Here is a 24,949-nt window from a genome sequence, read left to right as displayed (position 1 = left end):
GTATAACGATACCTAATTTAAAAACATCAAAATCATGGAAATGGTAATAGATCTGGATGCGAGCAATATCGCTTCCTTTAAAAAAGGAATAAGAGGAGAGGTGGTGATGCCTTCCGATGCCAACTACAATACAAGTAGGAAGGTGTATAATGGTATGATAGACAAACATCCAGGAATGATTGTGAAGTGTGTCGATGTTGCCGATGTGATGCGTGCCGTAAACTTTGGAAGGGAAAACAATTTGCTCATTGCCGTAAGAGGGGGCGGGCATAACGGAGGAGGTTTAGGATCGTGCGATGATGGCATGGTGATAGACCTGTCTGGAATTAAATACATCAGAATAAATACGGCCGACAATACCGTAAGGGTCGGTGGCGGAAATGTTTGGGGAGAGGTAGATCATGCCACCCATGCCTTTGGACTGGCAATTCCTGCCGGAATTATCTCTAGTACCGGCGTTGGCGGATTAACATTAGGTGGGGGAGTAGGATATCTTTCCAGGAAATTTGGCCTTACCATAGACAACTTGTTAGAGGCCGATATGGTCCTGGCCGATGGCAGCTTTGTGACCGTAAACAAGGAGCATCATAAAGATTTATTTTGGGCGATCCGTGGGGGCGGCGGAAATTTTGGGATTGTTACCTCCTTTAAATTTCAGGCCCATCCCCTTAAAACAGTTATTGGAGGGCCCACCTTATGGCCTATAGAACAAACCGAAGAAATAATGGAGTGGTTCGATGGATTTATCCATAATGCTCCGGACGATTTAAATGGGTTTATTGCTACTTTGGTGATCCCGGGAGCTCCTTTTCCCGAAGAACTTCATAACAAACATTTTTGTGGTATTGTATGGTGCTTTACTGGAGACCCAAATAAGTTTGACGAACTCTTTAAGCCAGTATTGTCCAAAGAACCGGTATTCCAACATGTTGGTGAAATGCCCTATCCCGCTGTACAAACCTTGTTCGATGGTTATTTTCCGGCGGGACTTCAATGGTATTGGCGAGCCGACTTTTTTAATGCCCTAGGACCAGAGATCAGGGCAGGTCATAAAAAATATGGAGCCGAAATTCCAACCCCCCTTTCTCAGATGCATTTGTACCCTATTAGCGGGGCTGCTGCCAGGGTTGGTCCCAAGGCAACGGCATGGGCTTATAGAGATGCAAAATATGCTGGGGTAATGGTTGGGGTAGATCCCGATCCTAAAAATGCCGCAAAAATCACTAACTGGTGCAAGGATTATTTCAATGCAGTACACCCTTATGCCTCCGGAGGGGCCTATTCAAATTTTATGATGAATGAAGGTAGTGAACGAGTTAAAGCAAGTTATAAACACAACTACGAACGATTGGTGGAAATTAAAAGAAAATACGATTCTAAAAACCTATTTAGTGTCAATCAGAATATAAAACCTTAGGACAAGGACAGTAACCAAAAGTGAAAATCAACCCAAATTAGCCAATATGGCCAATGGTACTTTTTTTACGGAATTGCATTAATAGTGGTTTTTTGCTATTATTTTTATTAAAAAATTAAAGATATATTAATTCTTGAATATTTTTTTCATCCTATGGCTTAAGGCATTTTAGAAGCCATAAGTTTGTACTGTTTTATAAAATTGCAAATCACAGATATTGGATTTATGAGTAAAGTTAAAGAAAACGATACGGTACAAGTACATTACACAGGAAAATTAACCAATGGTCAAATATTTGACAGCTCTTTGGAAAGAGACCCTATTAAGGTTACCTTAGGACAAGGTGCTCTTATCCCAGGTTTCGAAAAAGGACTTTTAGGTATGGAGGCCGACGAAAAGAAAACCATCACTATTCCTAAGGAAGAGGCTTATGGGGATGTTCAAAAAGAAATGTTCCACGAGGTGAAAAAATCTGACTTACCTGGAGATATTAAGCCAGAAGTTGGAATGGGATTGATGGCGAAAAGCCCAGACGGAAGAGAAAACGAATTGCGTATTGCTGAGGTGCATGAGGAGCATATTGTTATTGATGCTAATCACCCATTGGCAGGACAAGACCTTATTTTCGACTTGCAACTTGTAAGCATTGAAGCATAGGTAAAGGATTCGTTATAAATCAATGACGACATATTACAAGAAGAGGCCACAATATTGTGGCCTCTTTTGGTTTTTATGGAGTGGTTTTCCCTTTTATTTAAGGGTAAAACTCAAACGAGCAAAAAGATATCTTCCTCCAATTCCAAATTGTTGTGCTCTACGCGACCAATCGAATCGGCCACCACTTCTGTTTCCAAATTGATCTTCTGCCCGATCTGGATAGATGTCGAACAGGTTGTTGGCTCCTAGGGTAAGGGTAAGGGCGTCCGTTGCTTTATAGCCCACGGAAAGATCGGTCACCACTTTGGTGCCAAATACTTGTTGGTTGGCTACAGTGGTTGTAGCCTCCGTTACTTCTCCAAAGTATACATTTCTCAAGAAGAAAATAAATTTATCCGAGGTAAGGCTGTTGGAAAGGTTGATTTTAGTTCTTGGAACTGCTTCTTCCAAATATACCCTGCTATCTTCAGGAAAGTAGGTGCCTACTAAACCTGCATCGCTTAAAATTTTGGAGGCGTTGATGCTGCCCACTTGCTTGGTCTTCGAAAAAGTCCCTGCCAAATCGGATTTCAATCTCCATTGATCGCCAAAAAAGTAATCATGGGTAAGCACTAGGTCGATACCCTTAGATTCCGTATCGATGGCATTGGCAAAGAATGAGGCGGCTGTGGCATTGGCCTGGCGTAAGAGATTGAACAATTCTAATTGTGCCCCGGAATATACTGCCGGAACGCCTCCGCTACCTGTACCTGCATCTGGGGTAGGGGCAAATTGCCCGGTATATACTACTCTATCATCAATGGCTACAAAATAGCCGTCTACTGTTATTGTTAGGTTGGCATCGGGGATCTTTGCGGTTAGCCCTAAACTAATACTTTGGGAAGTTTCCTCTCTTAATTGTGGAATTCCCAATAGTTTGGCAGCTCTACTATTGTTGGCAAAGGTTCCTACTTCCTGCGGATTGCCTTCGTTGTCAAAAATAGTGGAGGTAGAATTGAAGTTTATTTGGTGCAGGGAAGGGGCTCTAAATCCTGTGTTTAGGGCGCCACGGATATTCAGGTTGTCGTTGGCCTTATATCTCCCCGACAATTTAAAGTTTAAGGTAGAGCCAAAATCGCTATAATTCTCATAACGAGTGGCAAAACTCGCCAAAAAGGCTTCCGAAAAATCGGCCTCTACATCAAAATATCCGGCCACACTACTACGGCCTCTAGACAATTCATTGGCAGGGGCAAAGCCCGGGAAAACCTGCGATCCTCCAGGTCTGGAGTTTCCGAAGAAATCTTTGGAAGGTTGTTGGGAGGCAAGCGTTATGCGCTGGCCATCGGCGGTATATTGCGAATAAGAAGGCTCTTCCCCTGCAATGATATCGTAATTCTCTACCCTGTATTCCGCACCAAAGGCAATGTTAAGTCCGGACATGGCCTCGTCAAAAAACTGGTTGATATCTAAATTAGAGGTATTCTGGGAGAAAGAAAAACCACCCGCATCAAACAAGGTAGGAGATGCATTTTGCATGGAGGCATTAAAGGTGTTTCCTATGGTATACAAAAAGGAGTTTTTTCCGTAAGTATTGCTTAAATCTACGTTCCAATCGCCGATCATGCCTTTAATCCCCAAGGACAAGGACTGGTCTTTAATATGGGAGTTTATTTCTGGCAAGAATCCATTGGGATATGCCGGGGTAAACGTTCTGCTCTGGTTGGGCAATCTGTAAAATCCGGCCGAGTTTCCCGTTCTAGAACTTATTCCTGCGAAAGAATACATTTCTGTCCCTTTATCGTCCAAAGGCATAGAGAAATTAGCAAAAAACCGGCCTCCCCTCAAGGAGGATTGCCCGACCCGCATATTGAAATCGCTTCTCTGCAGTCCTCTTGCTGCAAGTTCTGCAGCGGTGGCATCTGCTTGTAGAATGGTTCTCAGATCTTCTTTTGTGGTGGCGCCGTTGCGGTCAATACCGGCCTGATCGGCATATTGTATTACATCGTTCACATCGTCATCCAATAATTTAAAAACATCATATCCATCTGCAGAGGCTACCCTTTCTACCGTATTGTAGAGATTAAAAATATCATCTTCCCATTCCTTCATTCTGCTGTACTCTTTCCGTACATCAAAATCTCCGGAAAAGTTTATGAATCCGCCATTATCGCCAACCGGAATACCATAACTGGCGGCTACATTGGTAGATTCCCCGTCTACACCTCCAGTTTGGTCATTGGCATTTTTGGTAAAGTGGGCGCCTGTGGTAACTGTGGTTGTCAGTTCATTGACGCTTTTGTTAAGGATTATATTGATAACACCGGCGATGGCATCGGAACCATATTGGGCAGCGGCGCCATCTCTTAATACTTCTATACGCTGTATGGCAGCAGCAGGAATGGCATTTAAATCGGTACCAACACTACCACGGCCAAAGGTACCGTTGACATTGATAAGGGAAGAGGTGTGTCTTCTTTTACCATTGATAAGTACCAATACCTGATCTGGTCCCAACCCTCGTAAGGATGCCGGATCTATATGATCTGTACCGTCAGAAATGGTCTGGGTATTAGAGGTAAAAGAGGGGGCTACGTAGTTTAGGATCTGATTAAGGTTTACCTGTGGCGCTACATTGTTCAGTTCCTTCATGTCAATCACATCTACAGGAACCGTACTCTCTGTCGCCGTTCTATTGGGGTTACGAGATCCTATGATAACTACTTCTGTCAATGCTACCCCCGCGCTTAAACGGATGTTCATTTTGGTGCTGTTTACGGTGACCTCCTGGGTGGCATATCCAATATATGACACAACCAAGATATCGCCCATGGAGACCTCAATGGAAAAATTACCATCAAAATCTGTAGTGGTACCTATAGAGGTGCCTTTTTTAACAATGGATGCTCCAGGCAAAGGTGTCCCGTCTTCATCTAAAACTGTTCCCGTAATTTGGGCGCTGGCAAGGCCAACTACCCCCAATAAAAAGAACAAAACAAAAAATACATGCTTTTTCATATGGTAGTTATTTTTGTTAATAAGTACAAAAGTTAATGATTTTTAATTCATTACGTAAGAAAATCATTAAGAATTGTTTTGTCGAACTCCAAGATTGTTAGTGTTTTAGGAAAAATGTAGTTGTTTTGATAAGTATTTGTAGGGGTTCGATTTTCATGAATAATCGTCGGTAGGACAGGTTTTGAAAAAAGGAGCACTTTTTTAGGGGAGTACTATTCTCCTATGCAGCAAAAATTGATATGGTGATACCTGGTTTAACTTTGAAAACATTTTTTGGGGAGTGTTTTCTAAGGGGTCAGAGAATAATTTCCTTTAAAAGTTTTCTAGAAACGCTAGGTATTGTTTTCCTAAGGGAGCCTGATAAAACTCAGGAGGCACCGTGTTAAAAAATAAGAATTTATAGCATGGTTTTTAGATTAATCGTAATATTGCAATATATAGATTCAAGGATATGGGAATTACAAAATCGGAAATGTTTACAGCGGAGCAAAACGCGCTGGCAGGGATTGCTAAAGTTTTAGGGAATCCGGCGAGAATCGCCATTATACAGCATTTGTTTAAAACAGAATCTTGTATATGCGGCGATTTGGTGACCGAAATAGGCCTGGCCCAACCCACTATTTCCCAACACCTTAAAGAACTAAAAAACCTGGGGATAATTAAAGGAACCATAGAAGGGACCAGTATTTGTTATTGTATCGACCAGGAAAAATGGGATGAATTAGCAGCTGTTTTTGGGAAGTTTTTAGATCAAAAAGAACAGCCTAAAGGCAAGTGTTGCTAAAAGAAAACTGTCATAAGATTTAAGAAAACAATAAATATCTACATATGAAACTTTCAGAAATAAAAGAATTTTTACAGGAAAGGAAAAGCATTGCTTTTGAACTCCCAGACGGATCCTTGGTGCCCAATCATTTTCATGTTACCGAAGTAGGAAGGGTCAGTAAGCACTTTATAGATTGCGGCGGAACGGTAAGAAAGGAAGAAGTGGCCAATTTTCAACTTTGGGCCGCCGACGATTATGACCATAGGTTGCATCCAGAAAAACTGCTAGGGATCATTGAGTTGTCCGAAAAGGTATTGGGATTAGAAGATCTGGATATCGAAGTAGAATATCAGGGAGCCACTATAGGGAAATATGGATTGGACTTTAATGGCGAGAATTTTTTGTTGACCACCACTGCCACAGATTGTTTGGCGAAGGATGCCTGTGGTGTTCCCCCGAAAAAAACAAAAATTAAACTAGGAGCCTTAACGCAAACCGCTACTACAAGCTGTACTCCAAACAGTGGTTGTTGCTAAACACAAGTGATATTGATGATAAAAAACAAAGCTACTGTATTTGTCGGGATTCAAGGGTTTATTGAATCCGTGGCAAAAGACGATATTTCGGAAGAACGCAAGGATATCCTAGCGCCTTTAATCGAATACATTCAGGCGAAAGTAAATGCTAACGCCCCTATCAACCTTAATTTTATCTGTACCCATAATTCCAGAAGGAGTCATTTGTCGCAAATATGGGCCCAAGTAATGGCTTTTTATTTTCAACTAGAGAAGGTGAGTTGTTATTCTGGGGGAACCGAGGAAACAGCCTTGTACCCTATGGTCGCAAAAACCTTGGAAGCCACCGGTTTTTCCGTACAAAAAATAGGAGGGGAAAACAATCCGGTCTACGCCATAAAGTTTGGTGAAAACGAAGCCCCAATTATTGCTTTCTCCAAAACTTTCGATGATAATTTTAATCCAACCTCCAATTTTGCGGCCATATTGACCTGTACACAGGCAGATCAAGGCTGTCCGTACATCGGAGGGGCCGAAAAACGGATTCCAGTGACTTATGAGGATCCAAAAGCATTCGATAATAGTCCGGAGCAATCGGCAAAATACGCGGAAAGAAGTAGGCAAATAGCAGCTGAAATGAGGTATGTTTTTTCACAAATTAAGTTTTAAGTATGGCAAAAAGTAAAAAGAAACTGAGTTTTTTAGATAGTTATCTAACAGCCTGGATTTTTATAGCAATGGTATTAGGGGTTGGTTTAGGGTATGTTGTCCCTTCCTTCCCGGTAGTTCTCAATTCCTTTAGCAGCGGTACCACTAATATACCCATCGCCATAGGCCTTATCGTAATGATGTATCCGCCTTTGGCAAAAGTAAATTATGCACTGCTGCCCAAAGTGTTTAAAAACGTAAAGATTTTATCCATTTCCCTGTTGCTCAATTGGATTATTGGTCCGGTGCTGATGTTTTTTTTGGCCATCATTTTTTTACAAGACCATCCTGAATATATGGTTGGCTTAATATTGATAGGATTGGCCAGGTGTATTGCCATGGTGTTGGTTTGGAACAATCTGGCAGAGGGGAGTACCGATTACGGTGCAGGTCTGGTGGCTTTGAATAGTATTTTTCAGGTGTTTGCCTATAGCTTTTACACCTGGCTTTTTATCACTGTCTTACCTCCGTATTTTGGTTTTCAGGGCGCGTTGGTAGATATTTCGATTGCCACAATAGCACAAAGTGTCGCCATTTATTTGGGAATACCTTTTCTCTTGGGAATTTTAAGCAGAACCATTTTAGTGCGTCTAAAAGGGGAGCAATGGTATGCCCAAAAGTTTATACCGGCCATAAGTCCTTTGACGCTCATAGCACTGCTGTGTACGATTGTACTGATGTTTTCGCTCAAGGGCGAAATGATAGTGGAAATTCCTATGGACGTCCTTTTAATAGCCGTTCCTTTGCTCATTTATTTTGTGGTCATGTTTCTGGTGTCCTTCTTTGTCAGTAAGGCATTTGGGGCCAGCTATGACAAGAATGCCGCAATTTCTTTTACGGCTTCGGGCAATAATTTTGAATTGGCCATCGCGGTGGCCATCGCCGTGTTCGGTTTAAATTCCGGTCAGGCTTTTGTGGGGGTTATCGGTCCTTTGGTAGAAGTGCCGGCCTTAATTTTATTGGTTCGCCTGTCTTTTTGGTTGCGCAATAAGTACTATGTGGGAGAGGCAATTCCGGTGGTGGTTACCGATACCTTACCAAAAACAGAGAAGTAGCAGCTCTTATTGAAGAATTTTGTTTCGAATAGGAATAAAACGGATCAGGGGATTATATTATAAGAATGCACTATTATTTATAATCCTCTAGATAAGGGTTTGGGCGTTCCCTCCTGCGTCGGTCGGGCCCTTGTCTATATCCCTTGCTCCGCTGCGGGGATGCCGCCGCGGTCCCTAACGCATAAAAAACACGCCCGATAACGAAGGGCTTATTTCAAGGGAAAAGCCTTGAAAATTTAAAGAAAATTTAGAAAAAAGTAAATTGATTTGATGTTACATTAGTAAAGTATTTGTTTAAATAAGATAATAGTAATATTTTTGTATTCTGAAAAGAGGTACTTGCTTTAATCGACACGGCTTATCAAAGCCTTTAAAGGATGTCGAATTTATAAATCAAGTATGGAATAAAAAAGGTGAGAAATTTAAATACTCTTACTAAAATTATAAGGCTTATCTTTGTAGCTGTTTAAAGAGATAGTAATTAGGCAATAATAGAAGTTATTGTCGCTACAAATAAAGATTAATATTCTTTTGTATTTTTCAAAGACCTATTTAGTTTTTCATTTTCTTCTAATTCTTCTAAACTAATAATTTAAAACCCTATTAATAAAGCTAATGGCAAAATCGCAGCAGACCTATAACAAAACTGAAAAGGAAAAAAAACGATTAAAGAAACGCGAGGAAAAGCAAAAGAAAAAGGTTGCTCGTAAAGAAGCGTCTAAAGAGAGTGGACCAGGAATTCAATTTGCATACGTAGATCACGATGGAAATTTAACCGATACTCCGCCGGATCCAACAAAAAAAGTAGTCATAGACGCAGCATCGATAGAAATCGGTATTCCTAAAAGAGATGATAGTGATGTTGAGGAATTCGATCCAGTAAGAAATGGTAAAGTTTCTTTCTTCGATACTTCTAAAGGTTTTGGTTTTATTATCGATTCTGAAAATAACGAAAAGTACTTTGTTCACGTGAGTGGATTAATTGACGAGATTGCCGAGAATGATAAAGTTTCTTTTGAACTTGAAAGAGGAATGAAAGGAATGAATGCCGTTCGTGTTAAGAAAATATAACGTCAACAGTAAAATTTCTAACTGCTTTGAGAATAAATATTCTTAAAGTAGGACTTTCATAAATCGGTGATTGTAACCGGTTCATATGTATAAAAAAAGATAAGCACAAAAAATAGATGGTCGAAAGGCTTTCTATTTCTAGTGCTATTTGTTTTTATAGGCCAAGGGGAACTATCTATCATTTAGTGCCCAATAGGGCGTCAAGCAGGTCTCTGCTATTGTCCTACAGCTATTGTTGCGGTAGGTGAAACCATGGAATTATATGGGCTTCTTCGTTTTGGATTTTTCATTTCAAACCATCGGATGTACCCCTATATTACATTCCCGCCTGCTTTTCAGAATATTCCCATAAGCTTACTTCTTAGGTTCAAAAAGTGTTTCTTAGCTATTTTTAGCGTCCATTTTAAAAGGCCAATTTTGAGCCGGCTCCATTTTAAAATTAAATCTCATATCCCTGAAGATAGGGGTGTTCTGCCTATAATTAAAGGAGGTGAAGCTGTAAATTTTTGATTTTCTGAAGGTTAGGTGTTCGTTAAATCACAAAATAAAACAAAACCCTTTTCTAAAACAGGCTTTAAGTACAAGAAAATAATGTAATTTCGCGGCTTATTTAGAAAAAGCCTTTTATGAAGCGTATTAATGAATACAAGAAATTGTTTTCTGTTGAAAAAGACATTGAACTTAAAGCATTAAAAACCACCTATAGAAATTTGGTAAAGGAATGGCACCCCGATAAATTTCAAGAAGGAGATGCATTACGAGAAGAAGCAGAATTAAAAAGCCGTCAAATAATTGATGGATACCATTTCTTGGTAAGTATTGCCCCTGAAACAAAGGCTGCAAATTTAGAGGAGTATAATGCTACTATTAGCGAATCTGGAATAGCCGATTTTCAACACAAAGGATTATTGTTGGAAATTACATTTTTAAACGGATCTACGTATGAATACTTTGGTGTTCCAAAAAGTGTTTTCGTAAAAATGATCAATTCGGACAAGCAAATGAGATTTGCAAAAAGAAATATTTTTACTTCTTACCTATATAGGAAATCGAAGAAAGAACTTCAAGAGGCATAATATTTTTTTGGGATGCTAGCGATACGGACAAGTAGCGCTTCTTAGCGCTGTTGTTTTACAAAGCAGTTGCGTCTCACTAATTTTTGGAAAAGCAGGTCAGCAGTACTCCAAGGAGGTTTTGGAGCCAAAAATGCTTCTGCCACTCCCATATACAACAAAGGCAAGGTTAGTTTTAATTCGGCAAAAAGGAGGTTCCGTGGGTTTTATTAAAACGGACACTTGGAGACAGCCAGACTAACCTTGCCTTTGTTGATTGAAAATCTGTAGGGATTTTAAGAAAAATGATGTTTATTATGGTGCCAACCACAGCTAAGTGTACCCAACAACATCAACCACTAATGATGTTTTCCAATAGCACCGGTATTGGGATTACATAAATAATAATTTCCCGGGGACGTACTGCTTTTTTAGTAGCAGTAGCCATCATTGGCTCAGGGAAAATAACTTTCACTAACACTATATAGTTATGGCAAACGACATAAAAGAACAACAAGATATTCTTGAAAAACTGAATATTCATCAGTTAAACCCTATGCAGGAAGAAGCTCTTTCTGTGATAGAAAAATCGGTCAATACCATTATTCTCTCTCCAACGGGGACCGGTAAAACACTGGCATTTTTGCTGCCTTTAATCAAAGGGTTGAACCCAGACTCTTCTGAGGTACAGGCTTTGATTTTGGTTCCTACAAGGGAGTTGGCGATTCAAATAGAACAGGTAGTGCGTAACATGGGCTCTGGCTACAAGGTAAATGCCGTTTATGGTGGCAGACCCATGGCGAAGGATAAAATGGAACTTAAGCATTCTCCGGCAATCCTGATAGGGACCCCAGGACGTATTGCCGATCATTTTGACAGGGAGCGTTTCCCTACAGAGTATATAAAAACTTTGGTGCTCGACGAATTTGACAAATCCTTGGAAATAGGCTTCGAGGACGATATGAAATATATCATGGAGTTTTTACCTGCGATCAATAGGCGTATCCTTACCTCGGCTACCTTAGGAATAAAAATCCCGGGATTTGTAAGGCTCGATAAGCCTATTACCATCGATTATTTAGGCGAGGCCACTTCTAAGCTAAGCTTAAAAAAGGTAATTGCTCCAAAGGGAAAAAAATTAAACACCTTATTAGAACTGCTACATCATTTGGGCAATCAACCGGGGATAATTTTTTGTAACCTTAAAGATAGCATTCATGAGGTGAGTGTCTTTTTGGAAAGGAATAATATCGAACACGGAACTTTCCATGGCGGAATGGAACAGCAGGAAAGAGAACGTTCCTTAATTAAATTTAGAAACGGGACCAATCAGCTTATTGTGGCCTCAGACCTGGCAGCTAGAGGAATAGATATCCCCGAAATGAAATTTATCGCGCATTACGAACTCCCTTTAAAAAAGGAGGAGTTTACCCATAGAAACGGTAGAACAGCAAGGGTAAATTCTAAGGGTACAGCCTATGTCATACAGGCAGAGAATGAAGCCGAACCAGATTTTACGGTCAATATCCCCGAAGAAAATATTTCGAAACAAGCCGTCCGTAAACCTCAATATTGGCAAACCTTATTCATTTCTGGCGGAAGAAAGGACAAAATTTCTAAAGGAGATATTGCCGGATTGTTTTTTAAACAAGGAAATATTACCGCCGATCAGTTGGGGGTGATAGAACTAAAACACGACTGTACGTTTGTAGCTGTCCCTGTGGCCATAGCCGAGACGTTGGTCGCTACCTTAAACAATAGTAGGTTGAAAAAGAAAAAGGTGAGAATAACGATTCTTTAATCGCTGATCGAAGCTCGATATTTATTGGAGAAACAGCAAGGGAAATAACGACCTTATTTCATCCCTTTTTTTTGGAGATATCTATAAAATGCTGTTTTTCCATTGAATTGTCGTTAAAAGTAGAGTTTGAAAGAGGACGTTAATTCACTTTACCCCTATAGACTTAGGAATTATTTTTTAAAATTCGGAAACAAACTTTTGTAAAGTAGGAGTAAATTAGAGAATGAATTTGTCGTTTATTTCTTAGTATTGTACTTCATTGAAAAGTGGCGACTGCTATATGGAAAAATCAAAGAATACAACACTAATAGTACTTGCCTTTTTTTCTATTTATGTAATCTGGGGATCTACTTATCTCTTGAATAAGATCGCGGTATCGGAATTGCCACCATTTATGTTGGCTGCCATCCGGTTTATTTCAGCGGGATCTTTAATCTTTGTGCTGTGTAAGATTATGGGGATCAGTACTAAGATTTCTAAAAAACAACTGCTCAATACTACTATAGCCGGATTTTTGTTTCTAAGTTTTGGGAACGGGGTAGTGGTGTGGGCACTGAGGTTTGTGGACAGTGGGTTTGCAGCCCTTCAAATTTCTGCCCAGCCTTTAGTGGTATTGCTTTTAATGCGTATTCTTCAGAATAAAAAAATACAGCCTATGTCCATCGTAGGGGTGGTTCTTGGGGTCATCGGTATCTATTTGTTGGTAAGCCAAAAGGAAATAGTGAGTCAGGAAAACTCTGTTTTGGGAATGGTCATGATTTTTCTCTGTATGCTTAGTTGGGCCTATAGCAGCTTGTTTGTTGCAAAGGCAGATTTACCGGCCAATTATTTTGTGAATACCGGATACCAAATGTTTGTAGGTGGAGTCATATTACTGCTCGGCAGTCTGTTGTTTGGAGAGCAATGGTCCATGCCTGGAGACTGGAGCGCAAAGGTGCAAGGGTCTATGTTGCTATTAATTGTCTTTGGAAGCATTGTGGCTTTTACCTCTTTTAACTATTTGTTAAAATCTGTTTCCCCAGAAAAAGTAGCAACTTCTACCTATGTGAATCCGATAATAGCCCTTGTGCTAGGATGGTATTTTTTGGAAGAACAAATTACCGTACAATCCATGATAGCAGCGGGAATTCTTCTCACTGGGGTATATTTTATCAATACCAAGAAAAAAATGTTGTTGTTTTCCAGGTTTCATAATAAAGCAGCCTCCGCTTTAGATACAGAAAGTAACGAAAGGCCCTAGGGACTTAAAGAATAGTGGTTTTTATAGCCATTTCTTTCTTTTAAAATAAATCAACATCACAACCACCAACACTATCATCACGCCCCACATAATAAAATAACTGTATTTGTAATGCAGCTCCGGTACCACATCAAAATTGGTCCCATAAATTCCGGCTATAAAGGTTAAGGGAATGAAAATAACCGAAAAAACGGTTAAAAATTTCATGATATCGTTCAGCCTACTGCTAATGGTAGTGTGGTAAATGTTTAATTGGTCAGAGAGTATCTCCCTATAACTATCCGAGGATTCCGTAGCCTGATTAATATTGTCCAAAAGCTCCTTATAATGTATATAAGTGCCTTCGTTGATAAAATCGGATTCCATTTTGGACAGGGTCAATATCATTTCTTTGGCCGGATTGATATTTTTTCTAAGGAAATTTAATTCCCTCTTATAGGCATTTATTTCATCGATGACCTTTTGGTTGGGATTTAGTAAAAGATTGTTTTCCAGGTCCTCTATTTTATCGCCTAAAATACTGATGATATAAATATAATTGTCAACCACAATATCGAGTAGGGCAAAGGCCAAATAGTCGGTGCCCGAATTTCTGATCCTTTTCTTTTGATTCCTTATCCTTTCCCTGACAGGCTCAAACACATCTCCTTTTTTTTCCTGAAAAGAAATAATCACGGTCTCCGTTACTAATAGGCTTAAGTTTTCTACGGAAATGGTATTTGTCTGCTCGTCTTGTTGCAGCATTTTAATCGATATATAGATGCAATTGGCATACTCGTGTACCTTTGCCCTGGTCTGCGTGTCCATCACCTCGGCAAGAATAAGACGGTCTAACTTAAACCCTTGGGCAATTTCTTCCATAATAGCCTCATTGTGCAAGCCATCGATATTAAACCAGGTAACCGTGTTTTTATCCTTATATTTTAGGACTTCCTTGACGGTATTGACCGGGTTTTCTTCTAAATTATTGGGATCAAAATCAATGACACGCAGCAATACTTTGTCTATCTTTTTTTTTCCGCGAAAATAAAGGGCGTCTGGCGATAGCCCTATTTCCTGTTTTTGTTTCTTTATGAATCTGGCCATATAGTAAGGGGTGTTTTATAAGGTCTTTGTCTAATAAAGTTAAGGTATTAAATTTAAAGGGCAGTAGAAAAGTCTGACTACAGCCGTATTATAAAGAAGGAAATAGTGTCATAGGAAAGAATGTAGGGCCTAAAAACCCTAAGGATTTTGCCTGTCTTATCTTCTTGGGGAGAGGAAAGAATATATAAGGATAATGAAATTAATCGGTGGACTTATTGTTCACCGTTTAAAATGGCAAAGACCAGTTCTTTGGTCAAGGGTTTGTTGGCAGCCTTCTTTTTTATGTCGTCAAAGGCGTACCTGAAATCGCAACCACTGCTGTATTGACTACATCCATAGGCCGTTTTTCCTTTAATAACCGTACCTTTTTTACATTTGGGACAGCTGAGGGTTTCTGGTACCTTTACTGTTTTTTTCTTAGGCTCCAAGATCATTTCAAAAGCATCGTTAAACCGTACCAGCCCTTCTTGGGTCCCTGCGCTTGTTTTAAATCCTTTTAGGTTAACGGTACATCCTTTTTGCAGGAGTCTGATGAGTTGTTTTTCAGATATTTTTTTGTCCATAAAATTAAAAGGAAGCACAAAATCACAGCCTGTTTTATATTTGCTGCAGCCATAGGCGGTTTTGCCTTTTAAAAGCTGGCCCTCTTTACATTTTGGGCATGTTTCGGACAAAATACCTTCCTTTTTTGCGGCGGCTTTTGGAGTGTCCTTACTGCTGGCAACCGCATGGGAAATATTAGCACGTTTGCTTTCACTGCGAACCTCATATACCAAAGCGTCTACCATTTGCTTCATATTAGCGATAAAAGTACCTGCATTGAAGTCCCCTTTTTCTATGTCTTTTAATTGCTTTTCCCACATACCGGTGAGTTCGGCCGATTTTAACAGGTCGTTTTGAATGGTATCAATCAGCTGTAGCCCTGTTGGGGTAGGCAATACTTGTTTTTTATTTCGAACGATATATTTGCGCCTGAACAAGGTCTCTATGATATTGGCACGGGTAGAGGGACGTCCAATACCATTCTCCTTCATCAATTCCCGCATCTCATCATTGTCTACTTGTTTTCCGGCGGTTTCCATGGCCCGTAGCAAAGTAGCTTCGGTGAAATGTTTAGGGGGTTTGGTTTGCTTTTCCAAAAACGAAGGTTCATGAGGCCCTTTTTCTCCTTTGACAAAGCTGGGTAAAATACCCGTTTCTTTCTTATCCTTAGAATTTGGGTTTTCAAAAACAATCCGCCATCCTTTGGAAAGGATTTCTTTCCCTGTCGTTTTAAAGTTAATATCGGCTACTTTTCCAATGACCGTGGTATTGGAAACATTACAGTCGTCATAAAATACGGCTATAAATCGTTTTACGATACTATCGTATACCTGTTGTTGGTTGTACTGTAGGTTGATTTGAACTCCAGTAGGAATAATTGCGTGGTGATCCGTAACTTTCTTATCGTTAAAGACCTTGGACGATTTTTTTATTTTTTTTCCTAATATCGGTGCTGTTAAATCGGCAAAATTTGTCAGTTTAGACAAAATCCCAGGCACTTTTGGGTATATGTCATTTGGTAAAAAGGTAGTATCTACTCTAGGGTAGGTAACAACCTTTTGTTCGTAAAGTTTTTGAACGATTTTAAGGGTATCCTCTGCCGTAAATCCAAACTTGGTGTTGCAGTACACCTGTAATCCGGTTAGGTCAAAAAGCTTTGGTGCGTATTCCTTGGCTTTTTTCTTGGTGATGGATACAATTTCGAACTCATCGTCTTTGACCTTGTTGGCAATGGCTTCACCATCTTCCATTTTAAGGAATCGCCCCTCTTCATAACTAAAAAGGGTCTCTCTGTACAAGGTCTGTAATTCCCAGTACGGCTGTGGTTTAAAGTTTTCGATTTCTAAAAACCGGCTTACAACCATGGCCAAAGTAGGGGTTTGTACACGGCCAATAGAAAGCATCTGTTTATAGCCCCCGTGTTTTAAAGTGTATAACCTTGTGGCATTCATCCCTAGCAACCAATCTCCAATAGCTCTCGAAAATCCCGCATAATACAAGTTGTCGTAGTCTTCCGAAGGTTTTAAGTTGGTAAACCCTTCTTTGATGGCCTCGGTGGTCAGGGAAGATATCCATAAGCGCTTTACTTCTCCCTTATAATTTGCCTGGTGTAGTACCCAGCGCTGAATTAGTTCTCCCTCTTGGCCGGCATCCCCGCAGTTGATGACCAGTTCGGCTTGGTCGAACAATTTTTTTACGATCTTAAATTGTTTTTGAATTCCAGCATTTTCTACCACCTTAGTCTGGAACTTTTCTGGAAGCATGGGTAAATTATTTAAATCCCAGCTCTTCCAATACGATTTATAATCATTGGGTTCAAATAAGGTACAAAGATGTCCGAAAGTAAAGGTGACCGCATAACCATTGCCTTCAAAATAACCATCGTGTTTGGTATTTGCACCTAATACTGAGGCAATTTCACGGGCAACACTTGGTTTTTCGGCTATACAAACTTTCACTTCTACGATGGTTTAAATAAGAGTTGCAAAGTAATGATTTTTCATAAACTTATTCCACATCTGAGGAGGGAGATTAAGCAGATTTATGATGTGCTCATAAACAAAAATAATAGTGGGTCTCACTTATAGTAATCATAGATGGCCAATTGTCAGAATTGCTTTAGGGATTTTCCAAAAAGTTCCTTTTGTTGCGTTTCTTTTAAATAAAAAATGCAGTATAAGGGAGCGGGAATCCAATGGTGCTATATGCCTGAAAATCATAACTTATATAGATGACATGATAAGAATCATGGTGTTACTTTATTTTGGATTATACTTTTACTAGTGCAATGGGCTCTGAAAATTCTCTATAGAACCCATGGATTTCTACAAACTCTAAACGGCCTTCAGCTACCTATGGTGTATGTGATAGTCGTATAAAACCATGATGTGGGGACTTATTTTAATCTGTTTTATGCTTTGAATAGGTTCAGGGTTTTTGATAATTATACTAAAAACAGTAAGTATGCAAGATTACGGTAGCCATTTTGGAGGAATGCATTATATATGGTGGATAGTTTGGTTAATTATTTTGGTTTGGATTTTCTTTATGCCCTTGGATATTCACTATAAGGGGCCTAAGGCTGAAGATCCCTTGGATATTCTTAAAAAGAGATTCGCGAAAGGTGAAATCACCAAAGAACAATACAAGGAATACAAAAGAATTTTGCAATCGAATGATGAAACCACAAAAAAAAACACTGATGTCCTTTCTTAAACATGAAAATGGGGGGCATTGAGATTTAGGTATTAAAGGCCAGTGTGCATAACACTGATCTATAAAAGCATATACATTGCACGGTCTTTTAAGCTATTTTTACAGAAATAGTTAAGAATAATGTATATGAAGGACAAGCATTCGGGGAATGATGTACATGATCATAACCATGATGGCATTTTTGGTGAAAAAACAGCCTTGTATTATGCAGTATTAGCCGGTGTTTTTTTTGTGGCCGGATTACTTTTCAAATTTACAACCGATTTTCCGGAATGGACTTGGCGCTATTCTTACTATGCTACCTATTTTTTTGGTGGCTATTTTGCCAGTCTCGAAGCTATTGAAAAGATTCGGAAAGGTGAATTTGAAATAGATTTTTTGATGATCGTTGCGGCCTTGGGGGCTGCCTATATTGGAGAATGGGGAGAGGGAGCGCTATTACTTTTCTTATTCAGTTTGGGGCATGCCCTAGAAAACCATGCCATGGACAAAGCTAAAAAAGCTATTCGGGCCTTGGGTGACTTGTCGCCAAAAACCGCTTGGTTAAAAACAGCAGACGCTATAAAGGAGGTTTCGGTAGATGCATTGCGAGTAAGGGATGTCATTATAGTGAAGCCTCATAGCAAAATTTCTGCGGACGGAGTTATTATAAAGGGAAACAGCAGTATTAACGAAGCCGCCATTACAGGAGAAAGTATGCCTGTAGATAAGTGGGCGATTGACAAGCTTGGAAATACATCTGATTTTGACACCTTGGATAAAAAAAACATCGTTTTTACCGGCACCATGAACGGCGATACTGCCATAGAAGTGATGGTGTTAAAATTAAAGGAAGATTCTACCATTGCCCGGCTGATAAAAATGGTCAGTGAGGTAGAAACAAAAAAATCCCCTACACAACGACTTACCAAAAAATTTGAAAAACGCTTTGTTCCTTCCGTAATTATTCTTGTACTTATTTTGTGTTTTGGATATGTCGTACTCGATGAAACTATAGATGAAAGCCTATATAGGGCTATAAGTGTTCTAGTTGCGGCCAGTCCTTGTGCTTTGGCAATTTCTACTCCCAGTGCGGTATTAAGTGGCGTAGCGAGAGCCGCCAGGGGCGGAGTACTTATAAAAGGTGGACGCGCATTGGAAGACTTGGGAAGCCTTACTACCATGGCCTTCGATAAAACAGGAACCCTAACAGAAGGAAAACCAAAACTAACCCATGTCAAAACCTTCAAGGAATTTGATGAAAAGGAGTTTTTGCAGCTGGTAGTAGCGGTCGAAAGATTAAGTAACCATCCCTTGGCCAAGGCTATTGTAAAAGGGGTTAAAGAACAATATGGTACCCAGGCTAATGGAGAGGCATCTAATATAACTGCAATACAGGGAAAAGGAATCAAGGCCCATTACCAGGGCGCCACGGTTTTTATAGGAAATGAAGCCTTGATGAAAGAACAACAGCTGGCTATCAGTGAGGCTATTCTGAGCCATAAAAACAACCTGTTTAAAAATGGGCATACCGTCATGTTGGTGGCCTATAAAAATGAAATAATAGGTTTATTGAGCCTGATGGATGTTCCTAGGGCTACTGCCAAAAACACACTAGCGAAATTACGGGAGTTAGGAATAAAAAGAATGGTCATGCTTACCGGGGACCATCAAAATGTTGGTGATTCCATAGGGCAAGAAATAGGGATGACCGAGGTTCAAGGAAATTTATTGCCAGAAGATAAGGTTTCGGCTATTGAGAAATTAAAACAAACCGATGCCAAGGTGGCCATGGTCGGGGATGGGGTGAACGATGCGCCCGCTATGGCAATGAGTACCGTGAGTATTGCTATGGGAGCAGCAGGCAGCGATGTAGCCTTGGAAATAGCCGATGTAGCCCTAATGTCCGATAAAATAGAAAAACTCCCCTTTGTAATCGCTTTAAGCAGAGCCTCTAAAAATATCATTAAACAAAATCTATGGATTAGTATGGGGGTGGTGACCTTATTAATACCAGCCACTATAATGGGCTGGGCAAGTATAGGGGTTGCCGTGGCCATGCACGAGGGGTCTACCCTTGTAGTGGTGTTCAATGCCTTGCGATTATTGCGATTTAAGGACAATTTTAAGTAGGTGCAAAGTGCGCAACAACGATGGGTAGAATAATAAACTTAAGCACCATAGGCATTCGTTTTTTTTTGTACCTTTTGGTATGCTTATAAAATTCCGTCTACAAACTGTTATTCCGGCCTCTCCAACCGAGGTGTACAAGGCTTGGCTCAATTCGGAAAGTCATGCTGAGATGACCGGGGGCTCGCCTGCCATTGTTAATGATGAGGTAGGGAAGCCCTTTGCCGCCCATAATGCTTATTTATGGGGCAAAAACCTAGTGCTAGAACCGAATTCGAAAATTATTCAGTCTTGGCGTACAACCGGATTTAAATCCACAGATGAGGATTCTGAAATTGAAATTAATTTTGAAAATCACGAAAAAGGGACTTTGTTGACCCTTACCCATAGCAAGGTGCCAGAACAAGAGGCCCATGTGGAACAAGGGTGGGTCTCCCATTATTTTGAGCCCATGATAGCCTATTTTACAGATAAATAAACCATCAAAAAATGACGGGCACTGTATTTATTTGACTTCGTATTCATTGGAAGCATAACTTACAATTTGCGTATCCAAAGGTAATTGGGGTATAGCAGCTACCGTACCAGGCAGAAGTTCCTTTAAATGTATATCGGCAATACGAACCCTTACCAATCTTAGGGTCGGAAATCCTACCGCTGCAGTCATTTTTCTGACTTGACGGAATTTACCCTCCGTAATGGTGATACTTATCCAAGAAGTAGGCCTATGCCTGGCCAGCCTTATTTTTTTGTCAGGTTCGGGAAGTAAGGGAGGCTGTGCTAAGGATTGTACCTTACAAGGTTTTGTCTGGTATTTTTTGCCACTGAAACCAATTTCTACGCCTGCTTCTAAACGTTCTATGGCTGCTTTGGTAATATCTCCATCCAATTGCACATAATATTCCTTTTCAATTCCCGAACGATTAATAAGGTCGCTCAATTTACCATCGGTGGTCAGCAGTAATAATCCTTCCGATTTTTCGTCCAAACGGCCAACTGGCATGGTGCCTTCTGGAAAATCATTGAGATCGCTTAGAAAACGTTTTTTTCTGGCTTCCTTGGCATCATTAGACATAAACTGACTAAGCATGCCGAAAGGCTTGTATATTTTAAAGTGAAGGTGTGCTGTTTCCATGATTAGGGAGCAAAGATAGTGAACAGATTTTTCTCGGGCTCTCCTTAATTGTTAGTGTTATAAGTAGGTGTTCTTAAACTGAGAAGGAGTAAGGCCGGTTTTTTGCTTAAAGAGTTTGGAAAAATAGGCATAGTCTTCATATCCTAGATGCCTGGCGATATTGGTAAAAGAATCATTGGAGTATACCAGCATTCTTTTGGCTTCTAATAACACACGGTCCGTAATGAGCGCTACGGTAGTTTTGCCTAGGGTGGTCTGGGTGATTCTATTCAGGTGTTTTGGGGTGATATTTAGTAAATCGGCATAGAAAGCCGGAGATTTTTCGGCTAGAAATTGGTTTTCAATCAATTTTTCAAGAGCCCTTAATTTTTTTATATAGGTAGTAGATTTTATAGTATCTGTTGAGGCCTGCTCCAGGTATAGTCTGCTCAGATCGATGTAAATTAAATCTATTAGACCGATTATTTTTTGTTTTTTAAGGATTGCGGCGGTATCAAATTCACGCTTTAACAGTTGAAAATAAGGGGCCACTTTGTAGATCTCCTCTTGGCTTATTTGTAGGTATGGCGTATTGTGCGCGGAATAGTAAAAAGGAAAATTTTGAAGGGGTCGGCTTAAAAATTCCAATACATAGAAATTTTCCGAATGTAAAAAAATGTAGCCTTCTGTGTCCTCTGAGTAGTTCCAATGATGGGTTTGTCCGGGTTTTAAAAAAAATACCGATCCCGGACGAATAGGATAGGTATAAAAATCGATCTCATGAACACCTTTTCCTTCCGTAAAAATGACGGTTACATAAAAGTCGTGCTTATGGGGCTTGGAAATAGTTCCGTGGTGACAGGCAATATGGTCTTTAAAAGTGTTGCAATAAAACTCGGGGGTGGCAATGTCCTGCTCAAATTGATGGATGGTAAGTATACGTGGATGGCTCATACGATGAAGATAAAAATGTCCTAAATGTACAAAATATGACGCTCCTAAAACAATATTTAAAGGAGTTGTTTTTTAGCGTCTAATGTTCAAAAAATGAAGGCAGTAATATCTTAGGAAGTGGCTTTTTAGTAGAAAGACTCCTTATAAAAAGTAATTGCTTTACAGTTTCTAAAAAAAAAATCCTGCTAGTTTCTAATTCATAAAAGCATGATTAGTACAAAAATAGCGTTTTAAAAAATAGCATAAAGCCAAGGGGTTTTTTCTGTGGTAGGCTAGGAGTGCGTAAGCGTTGTATAGGTAATTGATTCCTCAATTTTAAGAAACAATTTAATATCAATATCTGCGTTAGTACATCAGCCCAAATTGGATTTTGGGGTCAATGTTGTCTTTTAGTAACTGTTTATGTAAGGAAATCTTTTTAATATAAAACCATTCATCCATTTATGAAAATCAACCAAAAAATAAAGTTGTACCTAATTTTGCTAGCCCTTATGTCCGTACAGCTTTTTATAGCGCAGGAGCAGCAAATAGAGACTACTCAAGAAGTCCCTATCAAAGATTTGCAAGTGTCGGACTGGTCCTTAGGATTTGTGGCGGGAGGCAAATCAATTAAAAACTATACAATCTATGAGTCGGGCATTCAAGTGGCCAAGTCTATTCTAGATGGGCACCGGTTACGAGTAGACCTTATTTATCGCAGTTCCAATTCGGGCATGGAAGGGCAATGGGGCAATCGAAGCCTTAATTTGGCCTCTGACATTAGGACTTTAATGGCGGCATTTAGTTATGAATGGTTTCCCTTTGCGGCAAATCAAAAAAACCTTAATTTTTTTAGGTCCCTTAAAATTAGGGGCGGACTATGGTATGTAGATGATCCTAAGTTTTTTTATGACGCTAGCCTCAACGGAGAAGTACGATGGGGAGAACTTGTTTTTGAGCAAGAGGAGATAGGAACGGTAAAGACCAATATTATAACCAATAAAATTCAGCCGTTTTTAAGTCTAGGCTATGATCCTTTTTACATCGGGAAAAAGTTTAATCTTATTATGGAGGCAGGAGCCAACTATCATGGTCGGCCTTCGGTAGATATGGTAGGGACCAATATGTTAACGCCAACATCTTCCCAAGCACCAATTTTAGAAAACAATATTAAAGAGTACCAATTTATGCCTTTTGTACAGTTGGTGATGCAAATTAATTTATAAGCCAATATAAAATATAAAAAAACTATTTATGAAAAAGTTAGGTTGTAAATCACTGCTAGTAGCTATCTTATTATTAGCGTTTAGCCTTCCGATTGGCTGTGAAAGTCCCTTTGAAGGGATGACTGCTGTACTGTCCAATGATTTTATAGATTATAGAGTAGGGGTACAAGTAGTAGATGCCAATGATTTGGCTCCTACCCCTTACCCTGACAACGCAGAAATAACGCTCAGTGGAGAGGCTATAGATCAGGGGTTAATGTATGCTACAGACGGACATTCACTGAACAATAAAGTAGGGGCAGCTAAATTGGTTAATAATTCCATAACCTTGGCAGTGAAACCCTATACCGATATAAGTGATGCCAATCCTTTGCGCTTTCAAGTAAAGGTTCAAGCACCAAATTACCTGACCAATACCAGGGCAATTACTATTAGTTCTTTGGATAGTTTGCAGTTTGTAGATATTAAACTGATAAAGGATTCTGAAACCCCGGATGGAATTACTTTTAATAAATATCAGAACAACGGTCTAGAAAATGGTGTTTCCAAGCAAGATGTTTCCTTGGTCTTAGAGTCTAAAGGTACTAGTCCAGATCCCGTAGTGGAGGTCAATATTTCGGCAGAAACAACTTTTAAGGATGTTCATAACAAACAAATCTCTAGCGGTAGCACTTTAAATATCGCCCTGACACATTTTAATAACACCAATCCTGCAGCGGCCATGAATATCGCTGGTGGAGTGCATGATGTACTCACTAGTTCAGGAGAAAGAGTGTCTTTTCTTGTTGCCGGAGCTATAGATGTAACCGCTGAGGTGGCCAATACGCCTATAAAGACATTTTCAAAACCTATATCGGTGAAAATGTTTTTGCCGTCGACAACCTATCACCCAGAGGCTGATAGAACAATCCGATTGGGCGATAAATTTCCGGTATGGAGTAAAGATGAGGCCAGTATTATATGGAACAAGGAGGGGAATGTAATGGTAGAAAGAGATGGCTCGGGCAAGTTTTTTGCGGTTATCCCAGTAAGCCATTTGTCTGTTTGGATGTTGGCATTTAATCATCCTATATGTTCAACACCTGTTAAACTGCGCTATAACGCTAGTTCGGAACTTCCTTCATCGGTTTATATTACCGTGGCTCAGAAAGGCGGTAACGGACAATTGATAGGAGATAAGGCCATTGCTGTGAATAATGGTGACGAAGTGCTCTTTAAACTGCCTAAAAATATGAATTATGAGGTGAGCTTATACGAAGGATCCTATGCTGTTGCCACGCCTTTAGACAGGATCGATTTAAATTCATGTGCAACCACAGGGACGTTAACCAATAAGAAGGTGTCTCTGAATCCTAAACTTTATTTCGATTTGGAAACCCATTGTAGCAATGGTGTTTTTAGATATTCCGGCCCCATAGATTACAAATTGGCTTCTTCCAATAGATGGGAACGATTTTCATCGAGTAAAAAGGGGAAATTGAAAACTGACTTATTGGAATGGGGTAAAACCTATGACTTTAGAGTTGTCTATAAGGGGCAAGCCTTTATGGCGAAGAAAACTCTGTTAAAATCCGATTTTAGGATGTCAGGTCAAAAATGGGAATACTGGGGGAACGGTGCACAAAAACAAACATTTTTTTCCATGATGGGATCCTGTGAGTGATTTGGGCGTTCCCTCCTTCGTCGGTCGGGCTCTTGGCTGTATCCCTTGCGTTGCTGCGGGGATGCCGCCGCCATCCCTAACGCGGAATCAATTAACTATGTGGAAATGGAACAATGGTTTATGTTGGTACGGTTATGAGTAAACAGCGATAGTGTAAAAAACAACTTTAAAATTTAGATTTGATGTAACAATCTAAGATATCCTTCAGAATAGGCACATAATAACCATCTAATAAGGACTAAAACTAAATAAAGGGGCTGTATTTTGGAAAGGAAAAGTAT

Annotated in this window: 20 protein-coding genes; 15 read left to right on the top strand and 5 right to left on the bottom strand. The window is 39.8% G+C overall.

The genetic code is table 11. From position 1 onward, the window contains the following. Positions 1-34 precede the first annotated feature (34 nt). Both HCG49_RS04675 and HCG49_RS04670 read left to right on the top strand, forming a co-directional pair. On the top strand, positions 35-1,417 hold the full coding sequence (locus HCG49_RS04675; protein ID WP_168468386.1) for an FAD-binding oxidoreductase: 1,383 nt from the start codon (positions 35-37) through the stop codon (positions 1,415-1,417). 225 nt (positions 1,418-1,642) lie between these two features. Continuing rightward, complete coding sequence (locus tag HCG49_RS04670; protein WP_072764273.1) at positions 1,643-2,074, top strand: peptidylprolyl isomerase; 432 nt, start codon at positions 1,643-1,645, stop codon at positions 2,072-2,074. 93 nt (positions 2,075-2,167) lie between these two features. On the opposite strand, the gene HCG49_RS04665 is transcribed toward HCG49_RS04670, so the two are convergent. After that, positions 2,168-5,071 carry a TonB-dependent receptor gene (locus HCG49_RS04665; RefSeq protein WP_168468385.1) on the bottom strand — a complete coding sequence of 968 codons (2,904 nt, stop codon included), beginning with the start codon at positions 5,069-5,071 and terminating at the stop codon, positions 2,168-2,170. A 451-nt stretch (positions 5,072-5,522) separates the two neighbouring features. Between HCG49_RS04665 and HCG49_RS04660 the strand changes: the two genes are divergently transcribed. The 8 genes from HCG49_RS04660 to HCG49_RS04625 all read left to right on the top strand — a co-directional run bounded on the left by HCG49_RS04660 (position 5,523) and on the right by HCG49_RS04625 (position 13,279). Next, positions 5,523-5,855, top strand: coding sequence for an ArsR/SmtB family transcription factor (locus HCG49_RS04660; protein ID WP_168468384.1), 333 nt, complete (start codon positions 5,523-5,525; stop codon positions 5,853-5,855). 44 nt (positions 5,856-5,899) lie between these two features. Beyond that, positions 5,900-6,373 carry a DUF6428 family protein gene (locus HCG49_RS04655; protein WP_168468383.1) on the top strand — a complete coding sequence of 158 codons (474 nt, stop codon included), beginning with the start codon at positions 5,900-5,902 and terminating at the stop codon, positions 6,371-6,373. A gap of 15 nt (positions 6,374-6,388) precedes the next feature. Further along, a complete protein-coding gene (locus tag HCG49_RS04650) occupies positions 6,389-7,021 on the top strand; it encodes a low molecular weight phosphatase family protein (protein ID WP_168468382.1) in 633 nt (210 codons plus the stop codon). Positions 7,022-7,023: 2 nt separating this feature from the next. Further along, positions 7,024-8,115, top strand: a complete 1,092-nt coding sequence (arsB, locus tag HCG49_RS04645) for an ACR3 family arsenite efflux transporter (RefSeq protein WP_168468381.1) — start codon at positions 7,024-7,026, stop codon at positions 8,113-8,115. A 615-nt stretch (positions 8,116-8,730) separates the two neighbouring features. Next, the gene (locus HCG49_RS04640) at positions 8,731-9,186 is read left to right on the top strand and encodes a cold-shock protein (RefSeq protein WP_072764279.1); all 456 of its coding nucleotides are present in this window, start codon (positions 8,731-8,733) and stop codon (positions 9,184-9,186) included. A 626-nt stretch (positions 9,187-9,812) separates the two neighbouring features. Then, on the top strand, positions 9,813-10,262 hold the full coding sequence (locus tag HCG49_RS04635) for a KTSC domain-containing protein (RefSeq protein WP_072764281.1): 450 nt from the start codon (positions 9,813-9,815) through the stop codon (positions 10,260-10,262). 466 nt (positions 10,263-10,728) lie between these two features. Further along, complete coding sequence (locus HCG49_RS04630; protein ID WP_168468380.1) at positions 10,729-12,039, top strand: DEAD/DEAH box helicase; 1,311 nt, start codon at positions 10,729-10,731, stop codon at positions 12,037-12,039. A 280-nt stretch (positions 12,040-12,319) separates the two neighbouring features. Further along, positions 12,320-13,279 carry an EamA family transporter gene (locus HCG49_RS04625; protein ID WP_168468379.1) on the top strand — a complete coding sequence of 320 codons (960 nt, stop codon included), beginning with the start codon at positions 12,320-12,322 and terminating at the stop codon, positions 13,277-13,279. A gap of 21 nt (positions 13,280-13,300) precedes the next feature. Here the strand turns inward: HCG49_RS04625 and corA are convergent, their stop codons facing one another. Then, entirely contained in the window at positions 13,301-14,365 is a 1,065-nt protein-coding gene (corA, locus tag HCG49_RS04620) for a magnesium/cobalt transporter CorA (protein WP_168468378.1), read from the bottom strand. A gap of 212 nt (positions 14,366-14,577) precedes the next feature. After that, positions 14,578-16,866, bottom strand: coding sequence for a type IA DNA topoisomerase (locus tag HCG49_RS04615; protein ID WP_168468377.1), 2,289 nt, complete (start codon positions 16,864-16,866; stop codon positions 14,578-14,580). Between the two features lie 505 nt (positions 16,867-17,371). Here HCG49_RS04615 and HCG49_RS04610 point away from each other — a divergent pair. The 3 genes from HCG49_RS04610 (at position 17,372) to HCG49_RS04600 (ending at position 20,210) form a co-directional block, all read left to right on the top strand. Next, positions 17,372-17,623: an SHOCT domain-containing protein gene (locus tag HCG49_RS04610; protein ID WP_240938634.1), complete on the top strand. Its 252-nt coding sequence runs from the start codon at positions 17,372-17,374 to the stop codon at positions 17,621-17,623. Positions 17,624-17,749: 126 nt separating this feature from the next. Next, positions 17,750-19,735: a heavy metal translocating P-type ATPase gene (locus tag HCG49_RS04605; protein WP_240938633.1), complete on the top strand. Its 1,986-nt coding sequence runs from the start codon at positions 17,750-17,752 to the stop codon at positions 19,733-19,735. A gap of 79 nt (positions 19,736-19,814) precedes the next feature. After that, positions 19,815-20,210, top strand: coding sequence for an SRPBCC domain-containing protein (locus tag HCG49_RS04600; RefSeq protein WP_168468375.1), 396 nt, complete (start codon positions 19,815-19,817; stop codon positions 20,208-20,210). A gap of 27 nt (positions 20,211-20,237) precedes the next feature. On the opposite strand, the gene HCG49_RS04595 is transcribed toward HCG49_RS04600, so the two are convergent. Both HCG49_RS04595 and HCG49_RS04590 read right to left on the bottom strand, forming a co-directional pair. Next, positions 20,238-20,867: a pseudouridine synthase gene (locus tag HCG49_RS04595; protein ID WP_168468374.1), complete on the bottom strand. Its 630-nt coding sequence runs from the start codon at positions 20,865-20,867 to the stop codon at positions 20,238-20,240. Positions 20,868-20,924: 57 nt separating this feature from the next. Further along, positions 20,925-21,800 carry a helix-turn-helix domain-containing protein gene (locus HCG49_RS04590; protein WP_168468373.1) on the bottom strand — a complete coding sequence of 292 codons (876 nt, stop codon included), beginning with the start codon at positions 21,798-21,800 and terminating at the stop codon, positions 20,925-20,927. Positions 21,801-22,243: 443 nt separating this feature from the next. On the opposite strand from HCG49_RS04590, the gene HCG49_RS04585 reads away from it, so the two are divergent. Together HCG49_RS04585 and HCG49_RS04580 are read left to right on the top strand one after the other, a co-directional pair. Further along, a complete protein-coding gene (locus HCG49_RS04585) occupies positions 22,244-23,005 on the top strand; it encodes a hypothetical protein (RefSeq protein WP_168468372.1) in 762 nt (253 codons plus the stop codon). A 28-nt stretch (positions 23,006-23,033) separates the two neighbouring features. After that, the gene (locus HCG49_RS04580) at positions 23,034-24,668 is read left to right on the top strand and encodes a hypothetical protein (protein ID WP_168468371.1); all 1,635 of its coding nucleotides are present in this window, start codon (positions 23,034-23,036) and stop codon (positions 24,666-24,668) included. Positions 24,669-24,949: the final 281 nt, after the last annotated feature.

This window comes from Arenibacter sp. 6A1 (genome assembly GCF_012272855.1).
GTDB lineage: Bacteria > Bacteroidota > Bacteroidia > Flavobacteriales > Flavobacteriaceae > Arenibacter.
Note: the sequence above shows the minus strand (reverse complement) of the source record. Positions and strands in the feature narration are given on the sequence as shown.

What these genes read in the sequence shown, in the direction of transcription:
- HCG49_RS04665 (WP_168468385.1), bottom strand. Translation starts at nt 5,071, where the DNA reads ATGAAAAAGCATGTATTTTTTGTTTTGTTCTTTTTATTGGGGGTAGTT.
- HCG49_RS04600 (WP_168468375.1), top strand. Translation starts at nt 19,815, where the DNA reads ATGCTTATAAAATTCCGTCTACAAACTGTTATTCCGGCCTCTCCAACC.
- HCG49_RS04580 (WP_168468371.1), top strand. Translation starts at nt 23,034, where the DNA reads ATGAAAAAGTTAGGTTGTAAATCACTGCTAGTAGCTATCTTATTATTA.
- HCG49_RS04660 (WP_168468384.1), top strand. Translation starts at nt 5,523, where the DNA reads ATGGGAATTACAAAATCGGAAATGTTTACAGCGGAGCAAAACGCGCTG.
- HCG49_RS04650 (WP_168468382.1), top strand. Translation starts at nt 6,389, where the DNA reads ATGATAAAAAACAAAGCTACTGTATTTGTCGGGATTCAAGGGTTTATT.
- HCG49_RS04605 (WP_240938633.1), top strand. Translation starts at nt 17,750, where the DNA reads ATGAAGGACAAGCATTCGGGGAATGATGTACATGATCATAACCATGAT.
- arsB (WP_168468381.1), top strand. Translation starts at nt 7,024, where the DNA reads ATGGCAAAAAGTAAAAAGAAACTGAGTTTTTTAGATAGTTATCTAACA.
- HCG49_RS04625 (WP_168468379.1), top strand. Translation starts at nt 12,320, where the DNA reads ATGGAAAAATCAAAGAATACAACACTAATAGTACTTGCCTTTTTTTCT.
- HCG49_RS04585 (WP_168468372.1), top strand. Translation starts at nt 22,244, where the DNA reads ATGAAAATCAACCAAAAAATAAAGTTGTACCTAATTTTGCTAGCCCTT.
- HCG49_RS04595 (WP_168468374.1), bottom strand. Translation starts at nt 20,867, where the DNA reads ATGGAAACAGCACACCTTCACTTTAAAATATACAAGCCTTTCGGCATG.
- HCG49_RS04640 (WP_072764279.1), top strand. Translation starts at nt 8,731, where the DNA reads ATGGCAAAATCGCAGCAGACCTATAACAAAACTGAAAAGGAAAAAAAA.
- corA (WP_168468378.1), bottom strand. Translation starts at nt 14,365, where the DNA reads ATGGCCAGATTCATAAAGAAACAAAAACAGGAAATAGGGCTATCGCCA.
- HCG49_RS04655 (WP_168468383.1), top strand. Translation starts at nt 5,900, where the DNA reads ATGAAACTTTCAGAAATAAAAGAATTTTTACAGGAAAGGAAAAGCATT.
- HCG49_RS04630 (WP_168468380.1), top strand. Translation starts at nt 10,729, where the DNA reads ATGGCAAACGACATAAAAGAACAACAAGATATTCTTGAAAAACTGAAT.
- HCG49_RS04635 (WP_072764281.1), top strand. Translation starts at nt 9,813, where the DNA reads ATGAAGCGTATTAATGAATACAAGAAATTGTTTTCTGTTGAAAAAGAC.
- HCG49_RS04670 (WP_072764273.1), top strand. Translation starts at nt 1,643, where the DNA reads ATGAGTAAAGTTAAAGAAAACGATACGGTACAAGTACATTACACAGGA.
- HCG49_RS04610 (WP_240938634.1), top strand. Translation starts at nt 17,372, where the DNA reads ATGCAAGATTACGGTAGCCATTTTGGAGGAATGCATTATATATGGTGG.
- HCG49_RS04590 (WP_168468373.1), bottom strand. Translation starts at nt 21,800, where the DNA reads ATGAGCCATCCACGTATACTTACCATCCATCAATTTGAGCAGGACATT.
- HCG49_RS04675 (WP_168468386.1), top strand. Translation starts at nt 35, where the DNA reads ATGGAAATGGTAATAGATCTGGATGCGAGCAATATCGCTTCCTTTAAA.